The organism is Legionella santicrucis, assembly GCF_001468135.1.
GTDB classification, from domain to species: Bacteria; Pseudomonadota; Gammaproteobacteria; order Legionellales; family Legionellaceae; genus Legionella; species Legionella santicrucis.
Genome location: NZ_LNYU01000085.1, coordinates 236,131 through 261,461, shown reverse-complemented (window position 1 = coordinate 261,461; position 25,331 = coordinate 236,131). Strand labels below are relative to the sequence as shown.

Below are 25,331 nucleotides of genomic sequence, written 5' to 3'. Positions count from 1 at the left end.
TCCTTTTAAAATTGATTTATCATCAAAGAAATGCGATCATGCGCACAAATAATTAACAGATAGACAGAATGAGTAAAATTCGCTGTGCAGTAATAGGTGTCGGTTATTTAGGTAGATTTCACGCACAAAAATATCAACTTCTTCCTAATGCAGAATTAGTTGCCGTTTGTGACCTAAATCAAAAAGCATTAGAAACGGTATCGCATGAGTTACACGTTCCCGGCTATATTAATTATCATGATTTATTTGACAAGGTTGATGCCGTAAGTATTGTGGCAACCACTAACAAGCATTATGAAATTGCGAAATCCTTTTTAGAACGAGGGATACACACCTTAATAGAAAAACCAATGACTGAAACATTATCGCAAGCAGCTGAGTTAATACAACTTGCCAAAAAACACCATGTTAAATTGCAAGTTGGACATTTAGAGCGTTTTAATTCCGCTCGATTAGCTTTAGATGAGTACTTAGAAAAACCTTTGTTTATAGACTCACAGCGCTTAGCTCCATATAATCCACGCGGTGCCGATGTCAATGTGATACTTGATGTAATGATTCATGATATTGATTTAATTCAAAATATGGTTAATAGCCCTATTATTTCAATTTCTGCTCAAGGAGCCCCTGTACTTACAAACGCAATCGATATTGCTAATGCTCGTATTACTTTTGCCAACCATTGCGTCGCCAATCTTACAGCAAGCCGTATTAGTTTTAAAACAGAACGTACGACACGAATTTTTCAACAAGATACTTATCTTTCAATAGACTATCAGAACAAAAAATTTGCGGTCTTTAAAAAAGGTAAGGGTGAGTTATTCCCAGGAATTCCTGATATCACGCATGAGCAAAAAGAATTTGCCAAAGGGGATGCTTTGTTTGAAGAAATAAAAGCTTTTATCAAATGTATTGAAGAAGATAGTATCCCGCTGGTTACTGGCGAAGATGGCCTTCAGGCCCTGGAAACTGCAGAAAAAATTACTTCGCTTATCAATACTAACTTGATGGAGCACCATGCAAGAATCTAAACGGATTGTCATTATTGCAGGTGAAGAATCAGGTGATGTTCATGCATCAGTTTTGATTCGCCAATTAAAAGACGCCTACCCTAATGTAAAAATTAGTGGAATAGGAGGTCAACATATGCAAGAAGCAGGCGCAGAATTAATTTCCGATTTAGCGCGCTTTGGGGTAACAGGCCTTACAGCAGTTATTCGTCACCTTAAAGTAATTCGTGAGGCATTTATTGCTGTAAAGAAACATTTAAGCCAGCAAAAACCAGATTTACTCATTTTGGTTGACTACCCAGGTTTTAATTTAAGATTAGCAAAATATGCAAAGCGAAAACTAGGCATTAAAATTCTTTACTACATAAGTCCCCAAATTTGGGCATGGAAAGCCAAACGTATTCACCTTATAAAGCAATGCATTGACCAAATGGCCGTTATTTTGCCGTTTGAAAAACCTTTATATGAAAAAGCAAAGGTTCCAGTAAATTTTGTTGGCCACCCCTTAGTAGAAAAAATGTCTTCCACTGGCAACAATATTCAAACACAGCGTGAAGCACTTAAACTTCCTTCTGACAGTCGGATTATTGCGCTTCTTCCAGGAAGCCGTAATAATGAGATTGAACACCATATGCCAATCTTACGTGATACAGCCCTACTTCTTCAAGAGCGTCATCCGAACTTATGCTTTGTAATTCCTATTGCAAATACAATTAAACCTGAAAAAATTAAGCATTATTTTTTCGGCACTAATTTGTCAATAAGCTTTATAGAAGGACAAGCATTAAATTGTATGGCGGCTGCGGATTTTGTGATTGTTTCTTCAGGTACTGCTTCTCTTGAATGTGCGTTATTAGAAAAACCTATGTGTATTATTTATAAATCATCTTTGCTCAACTATGTTTTAGCAATGAAGTTTATCAAAGTAAAATTTTTAGGTTTATGCAATCTTTTAGCAAATAGAATGATAGTTCCTGAGTTCTTGCAGTATGATTGCAACGCTTATGAATTAACTCGCTATATTGATCGTTTTTATAACGATCCTGAACAACCCCACAAAATGCTCTCTCAATTAACGAAGGTAAAACAGTCATTGTCTTCGGAAAAATCTGATCGCTCATTGTTTGATCTTGTGGTGAATGAATTGCACAAAAAAAGTACATAGTTTTATCTTAAAAATATAGAATATCAATTATCCTTCATGTACAATTAATTTTGCTTTCATTGTGAATGTAAGCAATTGGAATGTATGATTTAATTATTAATAAGGAAGTTAAGATGACTGTCATTGAAACACCTGAAACAACCCAAAGTATCATTAAACAAGATCAAGGTCTACAAGATCTCGTCTATAATTTAGTCTCTCGTTTTCTTGCCGAAAATAAAAATAAAAACATTGATGATCTATACGACATGATATTATCTGAGGTTGAGCCTCCATTGTTGCAAGCAGTAATGGAAAAACGACGTGGCAATCAACTACAAGCTGCAAAAATGCTTGGCATTAGTCGCGGCACAATCAGGAAGAAACTCCAAAGATATTTTGGAACAAAATATTTTCGCTTAACTGACGAATAGTTTTAATTTGGAACGATTTCCGATTAGAATAAAAAGGCTCGATGAATCGAGCCTTTTTTTTACAGTATGTTTTAAGGATTTATTAGATGAAAAAATTTATGTATCTAGCGCCCCTAATCGGTCTTCTTGCAACTTCTTGTGTTACTGACAAACCTGATGTTATCGCTGATGATGCAGGTCAATTGCATTACACCACACCCTACCAAGATGATACACGCGGTCAAAAAGTGTTCCCTGCAACATGGAATGTAAAAGGCAAAAAACTTTTTGTTTTTGATCCTAACGCTGATGCATGGGCTGCCTATGATGCTCAAGGTAACCGAGTAATGACAGGTAGTGCCTCCGGAGGAATGGATCGTTGCCCAGATGCTGATGAATCATGTCGAACTGTAGTTGGAACTTTCGCTGTGTTTAATAAAAAAGGGGCTGATTGTAAATCCAATGAATATCCTCTTGCACGTGATGGTCATGTAGCCGGTGGTGCCAAAATGCCTTATTGCATGCATTTTCATGATGGCTATGCAATTCATGCTGCTTATGAGGTTCCTAAATACAATAGCAGCCATGGCTGTATTCGTGTTCTCCCAGGTGCCGCAAAATGGCTCAATGAAAACTTTATTGATGTAGGAACAACTGTATTAATTCTTCCTTATGCATAATCCTTTCTTATTGATAATTCCTGAAAAAAGTATGAGATCTTTTTTCAGGATCTTTTTAAATTTAATGGTTGACTCTTTAGTATCCTTCTATAAAATGGGCAAAAAATTTGCATGGAGGAACTCAGTATGTCACTATCAACCCTTAATATTAATAATTTGCTTGAAGAAATAACAGATAAGTACCTTGTTCATTCAAATTACGCCACTCTACGTAATTCCTGTATTCACTTATCACCAGTATCTGGCGTGACAACTGAAATTCAAAAAGAACTTAACCACCTTCTCGCCATAGATAAACAAAACGCTACCACTCAATTAACGTTAAATGCATGTGAAAAACAAATTCAACAAGATCTGAAAGAAAAAGAACTTGATCATCAAGAAAGCCAAAACGATTTAGACTTAGTCGCTCGATTGGAAAATGAATTGCTCTCCGTGCAAATACAAAAACGATTGATTGGTAATGAACTTAATGAAATTGAAGGGGAAATATTACGTCACGAATCGTACATCAAAGAGATTTCACGACAAATTGCACTAACGTCTCAACCAGAATCAACGCAACACCCACATACTGATTCAGAGCCAACGCAACATACGCATACTCATCCAGAGCCAACGCAACATACACATACCCATCCAGAGCCAACGCAACATACACATACTCATCCAGAGCCAATACAACATACACATACCCATCCAGAGCCAATACAACATACACATACCCATCCGAACACTACAGAACAACGCCCTAAAACAACACACACCCACGACTCGACGCATCACCATGTTCATGAAAACGAGTCATTAGAGTTTCAGAAAAATACTCTTTCTCAAAAATTGAGACAATTGCAAGAAACATTAAGAGATAAAGGTATTCTTAGCCAAAAACAACAAAGACGCATAGAAGAAATAACAAGCAGATTAACTATAGAATTACCTGAAAAACAAAGACAACGAAACAATCGTGCACAAGCACGCACAATACGAGATCAAGCTCGTGTATTCGAAGAAACAACCGAAAAGCAATTATCCGCAAAAAATTACCGTTCATTACAACAATCTATTGTTGATGCACATGAAAAGCTACAAAAAATGGAGCATCAATTAATGCAAAAAGCAACAGAGATGAGCTATCAAACGTTCTTAACCCGGCTTCGATATCTTTTGCAATCGCTAACCTTAAACTATCAAGAAAAAGAAGCGTTAAAACAAATTGTTAGCACTATGGAAAATTATCTCTTAATTCAAGCGGAAAAACAAAAACAAAATTCAATCCGTCAATTAACTTATCGTGAAAAAGAAACACTTGTACAAGATTTTCTTCAACAAGAAAACAGAGTAGCTCAATTAAAAAAAGCAAATCCTCAGCTCCATGCTCAAAATCAAACTCTTGAAGTAGAAAATCAACAATTAGAACATACTATTAAAGAGCGAGGTGCTTACAGAGATTATCTACTAAAAATTGGATTATTCAGCCTTCTAGGATCTGGACTCGCTGTTGGCGGAGGATTTTTAGGAATGTATTTGATGCCTATGGCTTTAATCTCTCTGTGTTTTGCCCCTGCGGCAGTAATAAGTTTTATTACTGTGGGTGTCTTCATTGCTACTTTAGCATATACCCTTAAAAACAACAGTGATAACAATCAATTGGAACACAATAAAACAAAAATTCAGCAAAATAGAACAGCCATTTCGGAACAATCTGGAGAAATCATATCGCTTGAACAAGAAATACTTCCTGCATTAAAAGAAAAGATCAGTGAAGCAGAAAGGAATCTTAATTTACTTGATAATAAAATTAAGGATTTGCAGCAACACGAAGAGTCTTTACTTCATCAGGCAAAACAAGTTGTTGTGACACCTACAATGAAGCCTTTCTTTAGTGGTGGTGCAATAACTCAATCTACAATTAACCCAACAACTCAAGAATTAGAACAAATTCAGAGAAATACTTTTTCTTGCTAGGGAATGACTAACATTATCCTTCTTGGAGTCGGGCCTTCCGCTTTCGCGGAAGGTGACGAGACATCTATTCATAAAGCCTTTCTAATCAGATCGATACTTCGTTAGAGTAAAGGTTCATACCTCATGCACCTAAAGGATATCTTTGGCTCATGCGCGAAAATCCAGCCTTTCACCAAGAGGCAAGTATCCCCCTGAACAGAAATGAAGACAGTTTGAAAGATTATACGTAAAGCCGGGTAAGTGCAGCAAAACCTCATGAAACGTTGTTTCACTGCACTTCACTCACACTTAAACTGCTGATGATGCTAATAACTTATTGACTCTACTTACAAAATCTGCAGGATTATCTAATTGACCACCTTCTGCTAAAACGGCTTGCTCAAATAACATGGTGACCCATAATTCAAACAAATTATCATCTTGAATATCATGCAAACGTTTAATTAATACATGCTCAGGATTGATTTCAAATACGGGTTTCGCCGTTGGAATTTGTTGACCTGCAGCTTGTAAAATACGCTGCATTTCCAGCCCCATATCTTGTTCATCAGCAACAATACATGCCGGTGAATCTGTTAAACGATTAGTAACAACAACGTCCTTAACTTTGTTTTCTAAAATTTTCTTAATGTGAGTAAGAATTGGTTCTAGCGTTTTTTCTTGTTCTTTTATTTGATCTGTAGATTCATCATCAAACTCAACCTTTCCTTTAGAAATCGATTGCAATTTTTTACCAGAATATTCATTTAAATAGCCTACTAACCATTCATCAATTTTGTCACTTAATAATAATACTTCAATTCCTTTTTTCTTAAAAATTTCTAAATGAGGGCTATTCTTAGCTGCATTATAACTGGATGCTGTAATGTAGTAGATTTTATCCTGCCCTTCTTTCATACGACTTATATAATCATCCAAAGTCGCTTCTTGCTTTTCTGATTCAGTGGCCGTAGTAGCAAATCTCAATAATTTAGCAATCGTTTCTTTATTAGCAAAATCCTCAATAGGACCTTCCTTTAATACCAAACCAAATTCATTCCAAAACTTTTGATAAGTTTCTTTGTCTTGAGTACTCATCTTTTCAAGCATGGACAAAACACGTTTTGTGCATGCCGCACGGATGCTTTCTACCTGTTTATTATCTTGTAAAATCTCGCGTGATACATTTAATGGTAAATCACTTGCATCAACAATACCTTTTATAAATCGCAAGTAACGCGGTAAAAACTGGGTTGCATCATCCATAATAAATACGCGTTTTACATAGAGTTTTAATCCATGCTTAGTTTCCTGTTGCCATAAATCAAAAGGAGCATGTGCTGGAATATAAAGCAAAGAAATATAATCATGTTTACCCTCAACATGATTATGTGACCATATAAGCGGATCTTGATAATCATGAGAAATATGCTTATAAAGTAATTTATAATCTTCGTCGGTAATGTCTGATTTTTGCATCGTCCATAAAGCGGTTGCTTTATTTACTGTTTCATATTCATCGGACTCTTTTTCCTCAGTTGATGTTTTTTTCATCACTATGGGCCAACAAATATGATCGGAATATTTACTAATAATACTGCGTAAACGCCAACTACTCAAAAACTCATCACTATCTTCTTTAATATGAAGAATAACTTCTGTCCCACGAGATGCTTTTTTCTCATAATCTATGGTAAATTCGCCTTCCCCATTGGATTCCCAAACAATACCTTCTTCAGATTTTAATCCCGCACGGCGACTTTTCACGGTCACTTTATCAGCAACTATAAAAGCTGAATAAAAACCAACCCCAAATTGACCAATTAACTGAGAATCTTTTGCGCTTTCCCCCGTTAAATGGCTCATAAATTCTTTAGTGCCTGATTTAGCGATAGTACCTAAATTTTCAACAGCTTCATCCCAACTTAAACCAATCCCATTATCACTGATGGTGATGGTTTTTAATTTTTCATTAAAATCAATACTGATTTTTAAATCTGAATCATTTTCATAAAGTGCACTATTTGATAAAGCTAAAAATCTTAATTTATCTAAAGCATCCGAAGCATTAGAAATTAACTCACGTAAGAATATTTCTTTATTGCTATAAAGCGAATGCACCACTAAATGCAACATTTGTTTTACTTCTGTTTGAAAACCCATAGTTTGTTGCTTGCTTGACATTTTTATCTAGTCTCCTGTTTACGCATTTTCTAATGATTTAATTGATATAGGGATCAGTTGAGAAATTTCAAGGGCGGCATGATGAAAAATTAGAAGAATTATAATTCTAGGTATAGTCACAGCACTATCAATATTGATAATAAGATAATACCTCGTTGTCTTCTTTTTGTTATGAATAATTCTATACGTTCACCCTAATCGATTACTGTACGCCTTAAAGTAATTGATTGGAAATAATATGATATTTACATATTTAATATGATATATAAAAATAATCAATTTGATTTATGAGAAATCTATCTGATAATTTTTAGACCATGAGTGATGAAAATTAATAGATTCACTCACGTTTTAATTTAATACAAATTATTAGTTGGAGAAAATTATGAGTTTTTTTGGGCATTCTTTTTTTAAGCATACTACAAAAACTAATGCCGAGAATAATAACGCCAATAGTTATCAGAAAAGCGTTGAAAAGACAACTAGCAGTCAAAATACTCGACATCCAAGCGAATTTATACCTACCAATAATGAAACTGCAGGACTGACAGGAAGCTTTCAAACGAGAGATAAGGAGGAGCATTTCCACCAAATGAAACGTTCTATTTCTCAGGCAAGTGTAAAACGACGTCTCAAAGCGGCTGGTCTTGATCGAGAAAATTTTGGAGAGGTCATTGCGGCACAAATCGGTCGTAAGCTATTAAAAGAGTGTCTAGTTCCAGATGTATTTCCAGTCTATGGCTCGAGTAATGATGGTGTTTATGTGGCCTCCAGATACTTGGGATCTAAAAAAAATCCAGCCATTACTTTAGATAAATTTGCTAAGGAATTTGATGTAACTCTTTCTGGTCCCCATGTGCGTGTTATTTCTAATAAATATCCAAGGCGTGATAAAGGTGAAATTACATTGGATTATGCTCCTGGTCTAAAGCGTGATCTTTGTACTGCAATAGTATTTTCTGCAGTTATAGGTGATCATGATATTAATCCCGGGAACATGATGGTTTTTAGAGATGACGAAGGAAAAAAACGTATTGCGCGAATAGACTTTGGTCATGCATTCAATGATCTATTAAAATGCTCTCAAGTGAATGGAGGTGAAGTTCGTGATACCAAATATCCAATTTTAGATTTTTTTAATCGATCAGAAGTTGGAGGAATTCTGGGTGCTCAATCTAAATTATGGCGAGATTACCCTGATTTTATCTTATGTGAAGAAATGGTGGATGCATTGAGAACAATGAGTAAGAATTTTGATGCAAAAGTGCAAGAAGGAATTGAAGCCTCAAAGACACACTTTATAGATCTTATAGAAGATATGGATAATAACAATGATACAGGGGGGGTAGATCATGTTAGAAAATCTCTGGATGCAATTTGTCCGGAAGTGATTACAGAAAACTCCGGAGCACTTCAAGAGAGCATGGAAACATTAACAGAAAGCCCAAGAGCATCTACAGAAAGCATAGGAACATCTACAGAAAGTATAGGAGCATCTGACGAAAATAATGATCCATTATATCTTGATCTCATATTCGATAAAATTGAACATTTCGTAAAGGAACAAGGGAAAAATTTAGAACATATAGCCAATGTGATGGCACTACAAATTGCAATAGATAATGCATTAAAAGGAAAAGGAAGCTTCCACAAAATAAAGGAACTTTATAAACAGTTTGATGGAATACTTCCTAAAACGGACGAGAAAATTCATTGGATAAAATCAGGTGTACATTATGAGTCAAAATTTTGTACAATAGAGGAGTTTATGACTCAAAGAGCTAAGGAATTGATAATAGAAAACCCAAAAGAGAAACATAAAATAAGAAATAACACACACTATATTTTCACTATGTGTCAGTTTAATTCTACATTAAAATTTAAAGAAAGTCTTAATATTCAAAAAGGCGCCAGCCAACTTGAGGAAGAAAAGACACTTAATATTAATACATAAAGTATCCAAAAGAATTTACTAAATAGAAAACGGGGGTATAAGAAATTTTATCTCCATGACTTAAATATAATCAAATGCAGGCATACTCAAAGTTCCACCAGAATGAATAATCAATACATTTCCTTTTAATCGTTCTATTTGGATACGTTTTCTTGATTCATAAAATAATTTAGCCGCATAAATAGGATCCGCCAAAATCCCCTCCTCTCTTGCTAAACGCAGCACTTCATTTTTAATCGTTTGATTCACAGAGCCAAAAGCTTTGGCCGTTGTTGGATAAAAACAACTGAAATTTTTAGGAATTAATCCAATCCATTGATTTAATTTACTGTAAAATAGTTCTTCATCATCAGCCAATAACAGTACATGAATTTTGGCCTGATGATTTAATTCAGTGAGCCTGTTAATAAGAGCAGACGCAGAAAATCCAGTTCCTGCATCAATAAAAATATGTTGAAACCTTAATTTTAAGGTGTTTTCATTGAGAATAATATCTTCAGCTAAAGTGGACGCACCCCTCATTGCTTCAGCAACACTCGCCCCTTCAAATAATACAAAACCTGACTCATTGAGCGTGTTCAAATAATTAAAGGCGAGTTCATTTACCTGAGGCCACTTATCACGAGCAACCCACACAATCTCTTCCTCTTCAAGAAAAAGACGGCTTAATTTATAATTTCCTTGTAACTCTAATTTCCAAGGCTGAATCAAAAAGGCAGTCACTTTGAATTGAAACTCTCTTGCTAGCTGTAAAACCGCAAGTAAATTATTGGATTGCGGCCCCGCAATAATAATTAAGTGACGTATTTTCTGCTCTATCAAAAAAGGCAAAAGACTGGCATATTTGCGTAATTTCGAACCGCTAACGCCACAACTTAACTCATCATCTCTTTTGACATAACAAACTACGTCGTCCTCAGGAAAATGATTTAAACGATGTACTCTGCTGGATAAATTCCACATGATAGTCGATTAGATTTTTATAGCCTTAACTTTAGGTACAATAATTCACGCCGGAGAGCCTCTAACAAAATCTAAATGTCGCTCCGAAGATGTTGATTCATGAAACTTATAACCTAGATCGTTAAACTCTTTAATATGTGACAAATTGTCAAATTGATTTTGCATGAGAAATCTTGCCATGGCACCACGAGCTTTTTTAGCATGAATACCAATCATTTTTAACTGTTCATTCTTTTTTTCATAAAAATTAATCGTAATAATTGGATAATTTAGTTTTTTTTCATTAACTACCTTAAAATATTCAGCAGAGGCAAGATTAATTAAGATAGGATTTTCTTGAGTCGCCAATTGTTGGTTAAGTGCATCTGTTACTTTATGCTGCCAAAAATCATACAAATTCTTACCAGCAGGATTTTCTAAACGAACACCCATTTCGAGTCTATATGGTTGAATTGCATCTAGAGGACTCAATAGACCATAAAGTCCTGACAAAATCCTTAAATGATCTTGAGAGTACTGTACTGCTTTTTGAGCCCAGCTCTTTGCTTGTAAGCCCTGATAGACATCCCCTTGAAATAAAAATAATGCTGGGTATGAATGAAATAAAGCGTGATCATCCAAATGAAATATTTGGTAACGATGATAATTTAACTCAGCGAGATCTTTGGATAAATCCATGAGAGCGGCAATGTCATCTACAGATTTAGTTTGCATCAACTTTACAAGAATGCCAGTCTTATCCATAAATATGGGTTTAGATGTGTTAGCTTCGTATGGCTCAGAAATTTCTAATAATTTTTTAGCTGGTGATAATAAAATAAGCATAAATTATTCTCATATATTCTTTAATGTGGTTTCGTACCAGGGACCATTCCCACTCTCGGTCTGAAAACATAAATCGTTATGGGATCACTACTATCCAGTACATTTCCATCTTCATCCATAACTTGAATCGCTAAAATATGTGATCCTCGATACATACCATTTATTTCAAACACAGGATTTTTTTGTGGCTCTCCAAGAGCAGCACTATCATAAAGCAATTGTAATTTGTCCCCTGGAAAAAGATCCGGTTCTGTTTGTGCTGTTACTGTCACAAAACCTTGATTGTTACGAATTGTTGCCCCACTTTCAGGTTGAACAATCTCAATTTTGGTATAAGAATGTTTTAATTTTACAGGACTATGCTCCTGTGATTCGTTTGATTCCGTAGCTGTTTGAGGTGTTGAAGAAGATGGTGATGAAGAGTTTTGTTCATCAGGAAGAGTAATGATTTGAGCTCCTTTATGAGGTGTATCGCTAAAATGAACACCCCCCTGACTGTCTACCCATTTGTAAATTTGCGCATTGGATGCGCAAATTACCATCATTAATAATAGAGAGACAAAAACTTTCATCACCCTGATTCCTAAAGGCTGTAATATAACTCAAACTCATAAGGATGAGTCATGCTTCTAATTCTGCTTGTTTCTTCATCTTTCATGTTGATGTAATTCATAATAAAGTCCTTGGTAAATACATCACCTTGTAATAAGAAGTCATGATCCATTTTCAGATGTTCCATTGATTGTTCCAAAGAAGAACATACTGTAGGTATATCAACAAGCTCCTCAGGCGGTAAATCATAAAGATCTTTATCCATTGCTTGCCCTGGATGAATTTTCTTTTGAATACCATCTAATCCAGCCATCATCATTGCTGAAAACGCCAGATAAGGATTTGCTGTAGGATCTGGGAATCGTATTTCAATACGACGTGCTTTAGGATTATTCACATGAGGAATACGGATAGCTGCTGATCGATTTCTTGCAGAATAAGCCAAAAGAACGGGAGCTTCAAAACCAGGGACCAAACGCTTATAACTGTTCGTTGCTGGATTAGTAAATGCATTTAAAGCACGAGCATGTTTTATAATGCCGCCAATATAATACAGCGCCATTTCTGAAAGCCCTGCATACTGATCTCCAGAAAACAAATTAACGCCATTTTTGGACAAGGATTGATGACAATGCATCCCATTTCCATTGTCTCCTACTAATGGCTTAGGCATAAAAGTAGCTGTTTTACCATAGTTATGTGCGACATTATGAACTACATATTTTAAAATTTGCAATTCATCTGCTTTTTTGGTCAACGTATTAAAGCGAGTTGCAATTTCACACTGATTTGCAGTAGCGACCTCATGATGATGCGCTTCAACGATCGTTCCTAATGATTCTAAAGTTAAACACATTGCTGAACGTATATCATGAGAAGAATCTACCGGAGGAACAGGGAAATAACCACCTTTAATCCCTGGACGATGGCCAATATTTCCTCCCTCTAACTCCTTTCCTGAGTACCATTGGGCCTCTTCCGAATCGATTTTATAAAAAGCGCCACCAATATTTGTTTCCCATTGTACGCTATCAAAAATGAAAAATTCGGGTTCAGGACCAAAAAAAGCAGTATCCGCTATTCCTGTGGATTGTAAATAAGCTTCGGCTCGTAAAGCGAGAGATCGAGGACAACGCTCATACCCCATCATTGTTTTAGGATCAACAACGTTGCAACGGATAAATAAGGTATTGTCTTGAAAAAAAGGATCAAGCTTAATTGTTTCTAAATCAGGTACCAAAGCTAAATCTGACTGATGAATTTTTTGCCATCCTTTAAAAGAAGATCCATCGATCATTTTCCCATTTTCAACAAAATCATTATCTACAGCTGAAACTGGAATAGTAATGTGTTGTTCCTTCCCTCGTATGTCAGTAAATCGTAAGTCAATTAATTTTGCCTCATGCTCTTTAATTGCCTCAAGTATAATATTTTTGCTCATTATAGGTCTCCAGGATAATCTGGTTGTATAGTGTACCTTAAGTGACTTCTTAAACCCAATAGATTAAACTGCATGTTTTACTTCAAAACAATAAAAAACTATGGGTGCGTATCAATATCAAGCACTACAAAAAAATGGGAATACGACTAAAGGAGTGCTCGAAGCTGACTCCGAACGCCATGCACGCCAACTTTTACGTGATCGCGGGCTTATCCCCACACAAATCCGCATTTTAACACAACAACGCTCGGGCAATCACGTCAAAAGTAAAGTTTCTGCAGCAGATCTGGCTTTATTTACTCGTCAGTTAGCTACATTATTGGCTGCTGGAATCCCTGTAGAAGAATCATTACGTGGTGTAAGTGAACAAACAGAAAAAGATAAAGTTAGAGAGTTAATTATTGGGGTTCGATCAAAAGTACTTGAGGGTTATGGTTTAGCACAAGCTATGGCTCAATATCCGTATGCATTTCCCGAATTATATCGTGCAACAGTCGGGTCAGGTGAACAAACTGGGCGTTTGGATGTTGTTTTAGAAAAATTAGCAGATTACACGGAAAATCAACAGCAGACAAAACAAAAAGTTCAGCAGGCATTGATCTATCCGATCATTATGATTGTCGTTTCAATTGGCATTATTTCTTTTTTATTAAGCTTCGTGGTTCCCAAAATCATCGAAGTATTCACAAGCAGCGGACAAACGCTACCCGAAATGACTGTACTCTTAATCAGCTTGAGCAATTTCATTAAAAATTATGGCCTTTATACCTTACTTGGACTCATTCTCCTATTGATTGCGTTTAAGAAAAGCTTAGCGAATATTAAAATTAAAACATTCTGGCATCGTCTGCTACTTAAGCTTCCTATAGTGTCTTATTTGGTAAAAACTATTAATGTCTCACGGTATATTCATACTTTTGGTATACTTTTCGCCGCCGGTGTGAACGTTCTCGAAACAATGCGTGTTGCAGCAAGTTTAGTAACTAATGTTATCATGCGTCAGTCTTTTGATACTGCGGCAATAAAAGTAAGGGAAGGATGCGGTATCAATGAGGCCCTAAAAGACACAGGTTATATCAGTCCTATGGCAATCCATTTAATTGCCAGCGGCGAAAAAAGTGGCCAATTAGCAAATATGATGGAACGTGCCGCGCTTCATCTTGATAACGAAGTAAAACGTTTAATTGATACCTCACTTACGTTATTAGAACCTATGGTCATTCTGTTGATGGGGGCAATAGTTTTATTTATTGTTTTAGCTACCTTACTGCCTATTTTCTCAATGGAACAATTAATTACATAAGAATAATGGTACAATACCGCGATAGATAAAACCCTAAATGGGGTATAATATGGATTTCTGGGATTTGCTTTATGGCTGATGCCGCTAGTACCTAGGTTATAATTAGACGGAGTAAAGATGAATAGACAAAAAGGTTTCTCATTAATTGAAATCATGGTTGTAGTCGTTATATTGGGCATTCTCGCCTCTATAGTGGTTCCTAAAATTATGGGCCGTCCTGACGAAGCCCGAAAAGTCAAAGCAAAACAAGATGTACTTGCCATCCAAAATGCTCTTGACTTATATAAACTTGATAACGGCAATTACCCAACTACGGATCAAGGATTATCAGCGCTGGTCGAAAAACCTAACTCCAACCCAATACCTAACAATTGGAAACAATATTTAAAATCATTACCAACGGATCCTTGGGGAAGAGATTATCTTTATTTAAATCCTGGACAACATGGTGATGTAGATGTATTTACCTACGGTGCGGAAGGGCAGCCTGGAGGTACAGGAATTAATGCCGAGATCGGTAATTGGGATGAGAAAAAATAATCTAGGTTTTACTTTAATTGAAATTTTAATTGTTCTAGTGATTATAGGCATAACCTTTGGTTTTGCCTTAATTAGCTTTGGTGATTTTGGGGAAAGTCGACGTATTCTGTTTGCCGCCGAGCAACTACTAAATACACTTCAGTTAGCACAACAGCAAGCTATTTTAGAGACCAGTACACTTGGCCTACGTATTAATAATGATAGCTATCAAATTCTTCAGCTGCAAAATAATTCGCAATGGAAACCCATTTCTAATAAAGGGGCGTTTAAAATCACCTATTTTCCCCAAGACACCCACATTCGCCTAAAGACTAACCATCGTACTCTGTCTGGAGCACCCTCTATTATTCTTACCTCATCTGGTGATATGACGCCATTTTCTTTGTATTTCGGTAATGAGCAAGAACACAATATTGCCTTAATTGTAGGTAAAGCAAATGGAAGTTTAAAATTTAATGTGGTCAATAATAAATGATAAAGCATGATAAAAAAGCTGGATTTACACTAATAGAAGTATTAATAGCTCTTTCTATTATCGCTATTGCACTAACGGCTTTGCTCAAAGCAATTTCACAAAATGTTGAAACTGCGCGACGAATCAAAGAAAAAACAGTAAGCCATTGGATTGCCATGCAAGGGGTAGCCATGATACAGCTTAACTTACTGCAGGTGAACCAAAGTCAAGAAACAACCCAAGATACAACGATGCTTAATGAACATTGGTATTGGCGAGCAAAAATCAGCTCAACGTCGCAAAAAAATATTCAAAAGATAACTATCTTGGTGAGCACCGAAAAAGCAGGTCCTTTTAGAGAAGAGTTACAAGCATTCAGGTATGTATTATGAAAAAGTGCTTAAAAAGACAAAAGAAATTTCAGGGCTTTACTCTAATTGAAATTTTAATTGCACTGGCAGTATTTGCTATTCTTGCCACAATCACCACTTCCGTTTTATATAATGCATTTACAACTCGCTCTCGAGTTAATGAACAAAGTAATCGTTTAAATGAATTGCAACTCGCAATAAGTCTGCTTCAACAAGATACAAGTCAAGCCGTAGAGCGAGCCATAAGAGGAAATGAAATGCGGCTATTTTCAGCTTTTATAGGGCAGCCGAATTACCTGGAGTTTACTCGTGATGGAATGGTAAATCCTGGTAGTATTGAGAAACGGAGCACACTTAAACGGGTGGCTTATGTTTGTCAAGAAGGAACTTTAATTCGTAGATCATGGAATACACTTGATACTTTAAATCGAAATGCTTATGAAGATAAGCCTTTATTATCTCACCTTACTGATTGTCATTTTGGTTACTTAAATCAAAACTTGGAAATACTTCCTGAATGGAGGGAACAGGCAGTGAGCTTAAATCAACGTAAAGAGCCATTTCCCAAAGCCATACAAGTGAATATGACATTGCGGGATCTAGGTGAAATCAATTTATTATTTACTCTACCAGGGGCACTTTATGCCCAAAGTTAAGACGATTAATCTCACAGTAAAATTTGAGAAAAAATCTACTGTAGCATTTCATAAGCGACTAAATAAGGGTAGCGCGCTGCTTACTGCTCTTTTTATCATGACCTTAGTTGCAATAGTAGCTACAGCAATGAGTACTAAAATCCAGTTAGATATTTACCGTACAAAACTTATAGTCACTCATGATAAACTTTATCTTGCTGCTCAAGCAGAAACTTTTTGGGCAATGGGAGAGTTAAGTAATCCAAAAAATAAATTTCTTAAAGCGAGCGCTCAAGGAATAGTCAGTCAATATCCTCTAAATATGGAACATATTGAGAAAACGGTGGTACTAACTGGTGCACTTTATGATTTACAATCTCGATATAACCTCAATAATTTGACAAATAGAAAAGCAATGATGGGGTTTGTCAATCTTATTGGCGCAACCATACCGCAAATTCCCGAGGCAGAAAAAACACAACTAACTCTTGCTGTCAGCGATTGGGTCGCATTCTATGATCTTGCACGCGGCAAAGATAACTATTTATCTTATTACACAAGCCAAAAACCCCCTTATTACCCAAGTCATCAGCTTATGAGTAGCCAATCCGAATTACGATTGGTTAAAGATATAAGCGCGCCTATTTATTTAGCCTTAGAACCTTTCATATGCGCATTACCTGAGGTCACGCCTATTAATATCAATACAGCACCAAAACAAGTGCTAAAGTCCCTGAGTAGTTCAATAAAAGATACCCAACTTAATGAGCTACTGGAACAAAGAAAAGAAAATGGAATTAAAGATTTAAAAAAAATCGCTGAAGTACTCCAAAAACTTGATGTTGCTAGTGAGCAAATCACTCTAGAAAGTAGTTACTTTCTCAATGTAGCTTCTGCTACCAGTGATAATATAAACTTAACAGTATACTCTTTGTTTAAAAGGAATCGTGATAAAAATGGAAAAATTACGGTTACGCTTCTTAGAGAAAGCTTGAATATTTTTTAATTATCTTGAGATTCTTGTTTCATATTCTGGGCTATTTCTTTAGTCAACTCTTCAGCTGCTTTTAGCTCCTCTGGAGATAACTTCTTTTGGAGTATTTTTAGTTCTTTTGCTGCTTCCTGATTTTTATTTTCTGCTGCGATTTTAAATAAAGCATAAGCTTTGATCCAATCTTTATCGACTCCTAATCCTGCAAGATACATATAACCTAATTTAGCCTGGCCTAATGTGTTTCCCTGTGCAGCCGCCTTGGTAAACCAATAAAAAGATTGCGCATAATCTTTATCGACCCCTATTCCTGTGAGTAGCAATTGACCTATTTCAACTTGAGCATCAGATTGTCCACTTTGAGCAGCAACCTGATACCAATAAGCTGCTTTTTGTGGATCAGCCTCTACTCCATAGCCTTTTAGATAATAATAAGCTAAATAAGTTTGTGCTCTGGGATGACCTTGATTTGCCGCTAGTGAAAACCAATAAAAAGCCGCTTGATCATCTTGGCCAACACCGGGTTGCTGTCCGGTATATAATAGCCCTAAACTGTACTCTGCCTTCGCATCGCCTTGTTCTGCCGCTTTTTGATACCAATAGAGAGCCTTATTTACATCTTTTTTGGTTCCCTCCCCCATAATATAATCATAAGCAAGATTCACCTGCGATTTACTGTATCCTTGTTTTGCTGATTTTTCGAACCACTCAAATGCCATCTTTTTATTGACGTTGACACCATCCCCGGTACTATACATCAAAGCGATATTTCTTTGCGCAATAGCATTACCTTGTTGTGCCGACTTCATATACCATTTAAACGCCTCAGGAAAATTTTGTTTTACCCCCTCACCCAGATCATACATAAAACCTATACTTAATTGAGCTAAAGGATAATCTTTTTCTGCAGATTTTTGATACCACTTGAGCGCTTCTGTGGGATTTTTTGAGACACCCTGTCCATATTGGAACATGCGTCCCAGCAAATACATGGCTTCGATATTGCCATCTCTTGCTGCCTGCATCAAATAAGGATAAGCAGTAGTATAATCTCCATTTTCAAATGCTGCAAAACCGATAACTTCTCCATCAGCAAAAGCAGTATTGACAACCAGCAATGCTGCTAAGATAAAGCTGCGCATGCTGTCTCCAATTGAATCCTCTTATCTAAAGCGTAGAATATAGAATCAACAAAGCAAGTAATTACCTCTATTTAAAGAAGAATTGCATCTGTTTCAGAGAGTATTTTTGACTCTTAGTAAAATGATCCATTTGTAGATTCTAGACCTTCCGCTTTCGCGGAAGGGGACAAATGGAAAAACTTTTTCGAATATTTAGAATAAATATGGGTAAGTTTTTCTCAACTTCATATGATGAATAGATACCTCAAATTGCTCTAATTATTTTCCTGCCACCATCATTTTTTCAATGAGTACAGAACCACATCGTGTAGCAATATTAGGGTTAATATCACTTCCCACCGCAAGAATCCCTTTAAATATATCTTTTAAATTTCCTGCAATGGTCACTTCATCAACAGGATATTGAATCACTCCATTTTCTACCCAATAGCCACTAGCGCCTCGTGAGTAATCTCCTGTAACTCCATTTACTCCTTGTCCCATCAATTCAGTAACTAACAATCCCTTGTCCATTGTTTTTAATAAATCAGCAAGGTCACCTGCAGTTGGATCAATTGTTAAATTATGTACTCCATCACTATTTGCCGTCGTATTTAATCCAAGCTTACGTGCAGAATAACTTCCTAATACATATTGCATCACATGCCCTTTTTCTACTATAAGATTAGGCCGAGTTGGAACACCCTCGCTATCAAATGGCGAACTCCCTAAGGCGCCTAACAAATGAGGTTGTTCATAAATACGTATAAACTCAGGAAACACTTGTTGTCCTATTGAATCCAATAAAAATGTATTTTTTCTATAAAGATTCGAACCACTAATTGCATTAATAAAGCTTGAAAATAAGCTACTGGAAATTCGCGACGAAAAAATAATGGGAATTGTTTGTGTAGCAATTTGTTTTGCTCCCAACCGTCTGACAGCTCGTTCTACTGCATTCTTTGCGACTAAATGACTATCCACCAAATCCTTTGCATGACGAACGGTGGTATAATCATAATCACGTTGCATTTCCTCACCTTCTTTCGCAATCAACGAACAGCTTAAACTATGACGTGTACTATGAATGAAACCACCCCCCCCATATGTATTCGCAAATCCATGATGGGATTCATGTGTAGACACATTAACTCCATCTGAGTTTGTAATTCGTTTATCCAATGACAAGGCGTAATTTTCACATTTTAAAGCTAAATCAATTGCTTGTTGAGGGTTTACATCCCAGGGATGAAATAAATCAAGATCAGGGTAATTGGTCGTCATTAACTCCTTATCTGCTAATCCAAAACAAGGATCTTCAGCACTTACTCTTGCTATATCGCAAGCAGCTTTAACCATTGCCTCCAATGCAGCAGACGAAGTATCCGTACTGCTTGCGCCCCCTTTTCGTTTGCCAATATAAACAGTCAAACCAATCCCTTTGTCTTCACTAAAAGCAACGGTTTCAACCTCTCTCATACGTACATCAACTGAAAAGCCCTTGTCATTACTCACAGCGACCATAGCGTCTGTTGCACCCTCTTTTTTGGCAAGTTCGAGTACTTCATTCATTAAACGAGTTAAATCTGTAGTTGACTTATGTACTTCACTATTGTTATGTTGCGTTTTAATTTGCATAAGAGATTCCGTGGTGTTGAATGATGTACATAAGGATACAATAACATGTCTTCGCAAACCAATGTTTATCATGCAAACAAATTATATTTGTTCTTTTTATTGTTTTTTATAGCTATTTTTTTAGCGCCACTTCAATCATACGCTGAAGGAAATTGGCAAAAATTAAGTCCTGGCATTGAGTATCAAGATCTAACCGGCGGTATACTGGCTCCTTGGTCGCATGTCTATGTTTTTCGAGTTGATCTCAATAAAAACAGGCTAGGCTTAGTCAATGCAAAAAATTTATCCTTAAAAAATGCATCTGTTAATCAATTTGCGGAGCACAGTAAAGCACTTCTAAGCCTCAATGGTGGTTTTTTTGATCATGAATTTAACCCCCTTGGGTTAAGGATCACTAATAGAAAACTAGAAAATCCTTTAAAACGCATCAGTTGGTGGGGTATTTTCTTTATAAAAAACAATAAGGCGCATATTTCCAGTCTTCGCCAGTTTCAATATGATAATGATATTGATTTTGCCATTCAAAGTGGGCCCCGATTATTGATTAACCGAAAAATTCCATCGCTAAAACCTGGAATTGCGGAGCGCTCTGCTTTGGGGATCACTGCAGACGGGAAAGTTATTCTCTTGGTCACGACCAATGCTGCAATGACTACTAATAAACTTGCTCATTTGCTGCGCTCACCACCCTTATCTTGTATTGATGCCATTAACTTAGACGGAGGAAGCTCAAGCCAATTGTACGCTCACATAGGTTCGTTCTTGCTTAATGTTCATGGATTTTCTAATGTCAGTGATGCAATAATTGTAAAAAAAAGAGGTTTGTGATTGAGAAAGAAACTATTCTGAAAATAATCACAAGTTATCCACAAAATACCCCCATATTATTCTCTTGACAAAAATACACTACCATTCATAAAACACATTATATTGTTGCACTCAATAAAAAAACCCACAACATATTGATTTTTTTTACTGCTATAATTTAATATATTCATTTAGAAATAATAATAAAAACCCAGCGGAGGAAAAATGTCTGCAACTATTGATCCGGTAAATGATGTGCCGCAAATCAGTCAATTGGAATTGACCGCTAATGCCCCTGGTTTATTAAAAACCATTAAGCGCAATGGTAAGGTAGTAAATTACGATGATACAAAAATTAAAATAGCAATTACTAAAGCCTTTATTGCTGACGAAGGAGGCACAGCATCTACATCGGATCGCATTCATCAGCAAATTGAAGAAATTACCCGCCAAATCACCCAAGTATTCAAACGCCGTTTACCCAGTGGTGGTGCGCTTCACATAGAAGAAATCCAGGATCAAGTCGAATTGGCGCTTATGCGTAGTGGCCACTATAAAGTAGCCAGAGCCTATGTGTTATACCGTGAAGAACATCGTAAAGCACGCGAAAATGAATTAAAAAAGCAAGCGAGTGACCAGAAGCTTCTGTTAATTACTATGCCTGATGGAGAATTAAAACCATTAGATACAGACCGTATGAATACGATTGTTCATGAAGCATGCCGCAATTTAGAACATGTTGATGCGGAACCGGTCATTAAAGATGCGCTGCGCAATCTTTACAATGAAGCAAAATTTGCAGATGTGCATAAAGCATTAATTATGGCAGCACGTACTTTAGTTGAAAAAGAGCCCAATTATACTTATGTCAGCGCACGCTTGTTATTAGACAGTTTGCGAATAGAAGCACTGCATAAATTAGGTATTGAAACCGATGCAACCTTTGATGAAATGAGTCAACTCTACCCTGCTTACTTTAAAATCTATGTTGCTCATGGCATCAAGCAAGGAATGCTTGATGAAAAAATGGCTGATTTTGATTTAGAAAAATTGGGTAAAGCGCTATTGCCTGAGCGTGATATGAAATTTTCCTATCTAAGTTTACAGACTTTATATGACCGTTATTTTATTCATGACCAAGGAATACGTTATGAATTGCCCCAGGCTTTTTTTATGCGCGTTGCTATGGGTCTGGCAATACGCGAAAAAGATAAAAATGAAAAAGCAATTGAGTTTTATCAATTACTGTCTTCTTTTGATTACATGTCCTCTACACCAACCCTATTTAACTCTGGGACGATTAGACCACAGCTCTCCAGCTGCTATTTGACTACAGTCCCTGATCATTTAGATGGTATTTACAGTGCCATCAAAGATAATGCCTTACTTTCTAAATATGCAGGAGGTTTAGGGAATGACTGGACACCCGTACGTGCAATGGGATCTCACATCAAAGGAACCAATGGAAAGTCACAAGGAGTGGTTCCTTTTCTAAATGTTGCTGATGCCACAGCAGTTGCCGTAAACCAAGGCGGAAAACGCAAAGGCGCAGTTTGTGCTTATTTGGAGTGTTGGCATAAAGATGTAGAAGAGTTTTTAGAATTAAGAAAAAATACTGGAGATGATCGACGTCGTACCCATGATATGAATACCGCATTGTGGATACCTGATTTATTTATGATGCGGGTACGTGAAAATGCTGATTGGACTTTATTTTCTCCTGATGAAGTTCCTGAGTTACATGATCAATTCGGTAAGGCCTTTGAAGTTTTATATGGTGAATATGAAGAAAAAGCACGCCAAGGTCTTATGAAAAATGTAAAAACTGTATCTGCAGTCAAACTGTGGCGTAAAATGTTATCGATGCTTTTTGAAACTGGCCATCCATGGATGACGTTTAAAGATCCTTGTAACTTGCGCTCACCACAGCAACATGCTGGAGTGGTTCACAGCTCTAACTTATGTACTGAAATTACGCTTAATACTTCAGAAGAAGAAATTGCGGTATGTAATTTGGGCAGTATCAATCTTCCAGCACACATCAAAAATGGCGAGCTTGATATTGAGAAATTAAAGCAAACCATTAGAACAGCTGTTCGTATGTTGGATAACGTGATTGATATTAATTATTATTCTGTACCTCAAGCACGTAATTCCAATTTAAAACATAGACCTGTTGGACTTGGCTTGATGGGCTTCCAAGATGCCTTGTATGAATTAAAAATTGATTATGCTTCCCAAGAAGCTGTCGAATTTGCGGATTCATCTATGGAATTAATTAGCTATTATGCAATCGAAGCTTCTTGTGATTTGGCTAAAGAAAGAGGCAGCTACTCCAGTTATGAAGGTTCCTTATGGAGTAAAGGTATATTACCAATTGACTCTATTAATTTATTACAACAAGCACGCAATAAATACTTGGAACAAGATCGTTCACAACGTTTGGATTGGGAAAACTTGCGCATTAAAGTACGTACTCAAGGAATGCGTAATTCAAATGTGATGGCTATTGCACCAACAGCCACTATCTCCAATATTTGCGGTGTAGCACAATCCATTGAACCTACTTATCAAAACCTGTATGTCAAATCCAATTTGTCAGGCGAGTTCACAGTGATCAATCCCTACCTTGTTGCTGATTTGAAAGCGCTGGATCTGTGGGATGAAGTGATGGTTAATGACTTGAAATATTTTAATGGCAGCGTACAACCAATCAGTCGGATTCCAGCTGACTTGAAAAAACGTTATGCGACTTCCTTTGAAATTGATCCGATTTGGTTAGTGGATGCTGCTTCTCGTCGCCAAAAATGGATCGATCAAGCCCAATCACTCAACATCTATATGGCTCAACCTTCTGGTAAAAAACTGGATCAACTTTATATGCATGCGTGGATACGTGGGCTAAAAACAACTTATTACTTACGTAGCATGGGCGCATCTAATGCGGAGAAGTCCACAGTGACTGATAGTGCACTCAATGCAGTCAAAATAATGACCGAAGCACCAAAAGCATGCTCCATACTCGATCCAGATTGCGAAGCGTGCCAATAATTAGGGGAACTTAAATGTCAGAAAATATCATACAACAACAAGACATCATTCTTACAGGTGCGACAGGCTATGAGTCTCTTGAAATGGGCGCTGCACGCATTCATGTGGATGATAAGCGTATCATCAATTGCCGCGCCGACTTAAACCAGCTGGTTCCCTTTAAATATAAATGGGCTTGGGATAAGTATTTAACTGCTTGTGCCAATCACTGGATGCCCAATGAAATCAGTATGAGTGCTGACGTAGCACTCTGGAAAGATCCTAATGGCCTTACAGAAGCAGAACGCTTAATTATCAAACGCAACTTAGGCTTTTTCTCAACAGCCGACTCTTTAGTTGCCAATAATCTGGTTCTGGCTGTTTATAGACATATAACCAATCCAGAATGCAGACAATATCTCTTGCGACAAGCCTTTGAAGAAGCTCTGCATACTCATGCATATCAATATGTTATTGAAAGTTTAGGGCTTGATGAAGCAGAAGTCTTCAATATGTATCGAGAAATCCCGTCAGTAGCTACTAAAGCAGCTTGGGCATTACCCTATACCCAAAGTTTGGCCGATGAAACATTCCACACCGGCACAGTAGAAAATGACCAACGTTTATTACGCGATTTGATTGCTTTTTACGTCGTATTTGAGGGAATATTCTTTTATGTTGGTTTTACACAAATTCTTTCCATGGGTCGTAGAAACAAAATGGTAGGAACCTCTGAGCAATTCCAGTACATTTTACGTGATGAATCCATGCATATGAATTTTGGTATTGATGTGATTAATCAAATTAAAATTGAAAATCCACATTTATGGACTTCTGAGTTTAAAGAGGAAATAATTCAGCTCATTCGTCAAGGAGTAGAGTTGGAATATCAATATGCCAAAGATACTATGCCGCAAGGAATTCTTGGAATGAATGCAGAAATGTTTGAAGAGTACTTACACTTCATCGCAAATCGTCGCCTCACCCAAATTGGTTTAGCAGAACAATATCCCGGTGCTGTCAATCCATTCCCATGGATGAGTGAAATGATGGATTTGAAAAAAGAGAAAAATTTCTTCGAAACTCGTGTGATTGAATATCAAGCAGGTGGTACGTTAAGCTGGGAAGATGAATAAACATTCTAAGCCGGCGAGCGATACCTAAAATATCGTGAAACAAATAACATGCATCCTTGCTCTATATGCTTAGGTTGCACTAAGAAAAGCAATAATGCATGTTACTCACATTAGCTGTAGCAGTTCCTATCCATACTCCTCTCCGAAATCACTTCATGCTTCTGCATGACAAAGATTTTTTTTGCTACTAAA

The 25,331-nt window shown here is 36.7% G+C and carries 22 protein-coding genes; 15 read left to right on the top strand and 7 right to left on the bottom strand.

Translation table 11 applies throughout. The annotated features are described in order from the left end of the window. Window positions 1-68: 68 nt before the first annotated feature. From Lsan_RS16530 to Lsan_RS16510, 5 genes are all read left to right on the top strand, one after another. Window positions 69-1,031 carry a Gfo/Idh/MocA family protein gene (locus Lsan_RS16530; RefSeq protein WP_058515221.1) on the top strand — a complete coding sequence of 321 codons (963 nt, stop codon included), beginning with the start codon at window positions 69-71 and terminating at the stop codon, window positions 1,029-1,031. Continuing rightward, window positions 1,018-2,175, top strand: a complete 1,158-nt coding sequence (gene lpxB, locus Lsan_RS16525; protein ID WP_058515220.1) for a lipid-A-disaccharide synthase — start codon at window positions 1,018-1,020, stop codon at window positions 2,173-2,175. Before Lsan_RS16530 ends, lpxB begins: the two co-directional genes overlap by 14 nt. Window positions 2,176-2,288: 113 nt before the next feature. Next, complete coding sequence (locus Lsan_RS16520) at window positions 2,289-2,588, top strand: helix-turn-helix domain-containing protein (RefSeq protein WP_027269723.1); 300 nt, start codon at window positions 2,289-2,291, stop codon at window positions 2,586-2,588. 86 nt (window positions 2,589-2,674) lie between these two features. Continuing rightward, window positions 2,675-3,247: a L,D-transpeptidase gene (locus tag Lsan_RS16515; protein WP_058515219.1), complete on the top strand. Its 573-nt coding sequence runs from the start codon at window positions 2,675-2,677 to the stop codon at window positions 3,245-3,247. A gap of 126 nt (window positions 3,248-3,373) precedes the next feature. Continuing rightward, on the top strand, window positions 3,374-5,215 hold the full coding sequence (locus Lsan_RS16510) for a hypothetical protein (protein ID WP_058515218.1): 1,842 nt from the start codon (window positions 3,374-3,376) through the stop codon (window positions 5,213-5,215). A 288-nt stretch (window positions 5,216-5,503) separates the two neighbouring features. Here the strand turns inward: Lsan_RS16510 and htpG are convergent, their stop codons facing one another. Continuing rightward, entirely contained in the window at window positions 5,504-7,378 is a 1,875-nt protein-coding gene (htpG, locus tag Lsan_RS16505) for a molecular chaperone HtpG (RefSeq protein WP_058515217.1), read from the bottom strand. Between the two features lie 385 nt (window positions 7,379-7,763). Here htpG and Lsan_RS16500 point away from each other — a divergent pair, with 385 nt between their 5' ends. After that, on the top strand, window positions 7,764-9,332 hold the full coding sequence (locus tag Lsan_RS16500) for a hypothetical protein (protein WP_058515216.1): 1,569 nt from the start codon (window positions 7,764-7,766) through the stop codon (window positions 9,330-9,332). A 60-nt stretch (window positions 9,333-9,392) separates the two neighbouring features. Here the strand turns inward: Lsan_RS16500 and Lsan_RS16495 are convergent, their stop codons facing one another. The 4 genes from Lsan_RS16495 to glnA are packed head-to-tail and all read right to left on the bottom strand — an operon-like array spanning window position 9,393 to window position 13,113. After that, window positions 9,393-10,295, bottom strand: coding sequence for a pyridoxal-phosphate dependent enzyme (locus Lsan_RS16495; protein ID WP_058515215.1), 903 nt, complete (start codon window positions 10,293-10,295; stop codon window positions 9,393-9,395). 45 nt (window positions 10,296-10,340) lie between these two features. Then, window positions 10,341-11,120, bottom strand: coding sequence for a peroxide stress protein YaaA (gene yaaA, locus Lsan_RS16490; protein WP_058515214.1), 780 nt, complete (start codon window positions 11,118-11,120; stop codon window positions 10,341-10,343). A 20-nt stretch (window positions 11,121-11,140) separates the two neighbouring features. Continuing rightward, window positions 11,141-11,692 (bottom strand): DUF4124 domain-containing protein, encoded by a 552-nt coding sequence (locus Lsan_RS16485; protein WP_133134229.1) that lies wholly within the window; start codon window positions 11,690-11,692, stop codon window positions 11,141-11,143. 11 nt (window positions 11,693-11,703) lie between these two features. Then, window positions 11,704-13,113 carry a type I glutamate--ammonia ligase gene (gene glnA / locus Lsan_RS16480; RefSeq protein WP_058515212.1) on the bottom strand — a complete coding sequence of 470 codons (1,410 nt, stop codon included), beginning with the start codon at window positions 13,111-13,113 and terminating at the stop codon, window positions 11,704-11,706. A 100-nt stretch (window positions 13,114-13,213) separates the two neighbouring features. Here glnA and lspF point away from each other — a divergent pair, with 100 nt between their 5' ends. The 6 genes from lspF to gspK all read left to right on the top strand — a co-directional run bounded on the left by lspF (window position 13,214) and on the right by gspK (window position 17,422). Further along, complete coding sequence (gene lspF / locus Lsan_RS16475) at window positions 13,214-14,416, top strand: GspF family T2SS innner membrane protein variant LspF (RefSeq protein ID WP_058515211.1); 1,203 nt, start codon at window positions 13,214-13,216, stop codon at window positions 14,414-14,416. A 117-nt stretch (window positions 14,417-14,533) separates the two neighbouring features. After that, a complete protein-coding gene (gene lspG, locus Lsan_RS16470; protein ID WP_058515210.1) occupies window positions 14,534-14,956 on the top strand; it encodes a GspG family T2SS major pseudopilin variant LspG in 423 nt (140 codons plus the stop codon). Next, entirely contained in the window at window positions 14,943-15,431 is a 489-nt protein-coding gene (gene gspH / locus Lsan_RS16465; protein WP_058515209.1) for a type II secretion system minor pseudopilin GspH, read from the top strand. Before lspG ends, gspH begins: the two co-directional genes overlap by 14 nt. After that, window positions 15,428-15,802, top strand: a complete 375-nt coding sequence (gene lspI / locus Lsan_RS16460) for a GspI family T2SS minor pseudopilin variant LspI (RefSeq protein WP_058515208.1) — start codon at window positions 15,428-15,430, stop codon at window positions 15,800-15,802. Before gspH ends, lspI begins: the two co-directional genes overlap by 4 nt. Continuing rightward, the gene (lspJ, locus tag Lsan_RS16455) at window positions 15,799-16,437 is read left to right on the top strand and encodes a GspJ family T2SS minor pseudopilin variant LspJ (RefSeq protein ID WP_058515207.1); all 639 of its coding nucleotides are present in this window, start codon (window positions 15,799-15,801) and stop codon (window positions 16,435-16,437) included. The genes lspI and lspJ overlap by 4 nt, the downstream gene beginning before the upstream one ends. Beyond that, entirely contained in the window at window positions 16,424-17,422 is a 999-nt protein-coding gene (gene gspK / locus Lsan_RS16450; protein ID WP_058515206.1) for a type II secretion system minor pseudopilin GspK, read from the top strand. Before lspJ ends, gspK begins: the two co-directional genes overlap by 14 nt. On the opposite strand, the gene Lsan_RS16445 is transcribed toward gspK, so the two are convergent. Then, complete coding sequence (locus Lsan_RS16445) at window positions 17,419-18,549, bottom strand: tetratricopeptide repeat protein (protein WP_058515205.1); 1,131 nt, start codon at window positions 18,547-18,549, stop codon at window positions 17,419-17,421. The two genes, gspK and Lsan_RS16445, sit on opposite strands and share 4 nt — an antisense overlap. 258 nt (window positions 18,550-18,807) lie before the next feature. Next, window positions 18,808-20,166 carry a metalloprotease PmbA gene (pmbA, locus tag Lsan_RS16440; RefSeq protein WP_058515204.1) on the bottom strand — a complete coding sequence of 453 codons (1,359 nt, stop codon included), beginning with the start codon at window positions 20,164-20,166 and terminating at the stop codon, window positions 18,808-18,810. Window positions 20,167-20,211: 45 nt separating this feature from the next. Here pmbA and Lsan_RS16435 point away from each other — a divergent pair, with 45 nt between their 5' ends. The 3 genes from Lsan_RS16435 to Lsan_RS16425 all read left to right on the top strand — a co-directional run bounded on the left by Lsan_RS16435 (window position 20,212) and on the right by Lsan_RS16425 (window position 25,139). Then, window positions 20,212-20,994 (top strand): phosphodiester glycosidase family protein, encoded by a 783-nt coding sequence (locus Lsan_RS16435; protein ID WP_058515203.1) that lies wholly within the window; start codon window positions 20,212-20,214, stop codon window positions 20,992-20,994. Window positions 20,995-21,198: 204 nt separating this feature from the next. Next, complete coding sequence (locus Lsan_RS16430) at window positions 21,199-24,024, top strand: ribonucleoside-diphosphate reductase subunit alpha (RefSeq protein ID WP_058515202.1); 2,826 nt, start codon at window positions 21,199-21,201, stop codon at window positions 24,022-24,024. 14 nt (window positions 24,025-24,038) lie between these two features. Beyond that, the gene (locus tag Lsan_RS16425) at window positions 24,039-25,139 is read left to right on the top strand and encodes a ribonucleotide-diphosphate reductase subunit beta (RefSeq protein ID WP_058515201.1); all 1,101 of its coding nucleotides are present in this window, start codon (window positions 24,039-24,041) and stop codon (window positions 25,137-25,139) included. The last annotated feature ends 192 nt before the right edge of the window (window positions 25,140-25,331 follow it).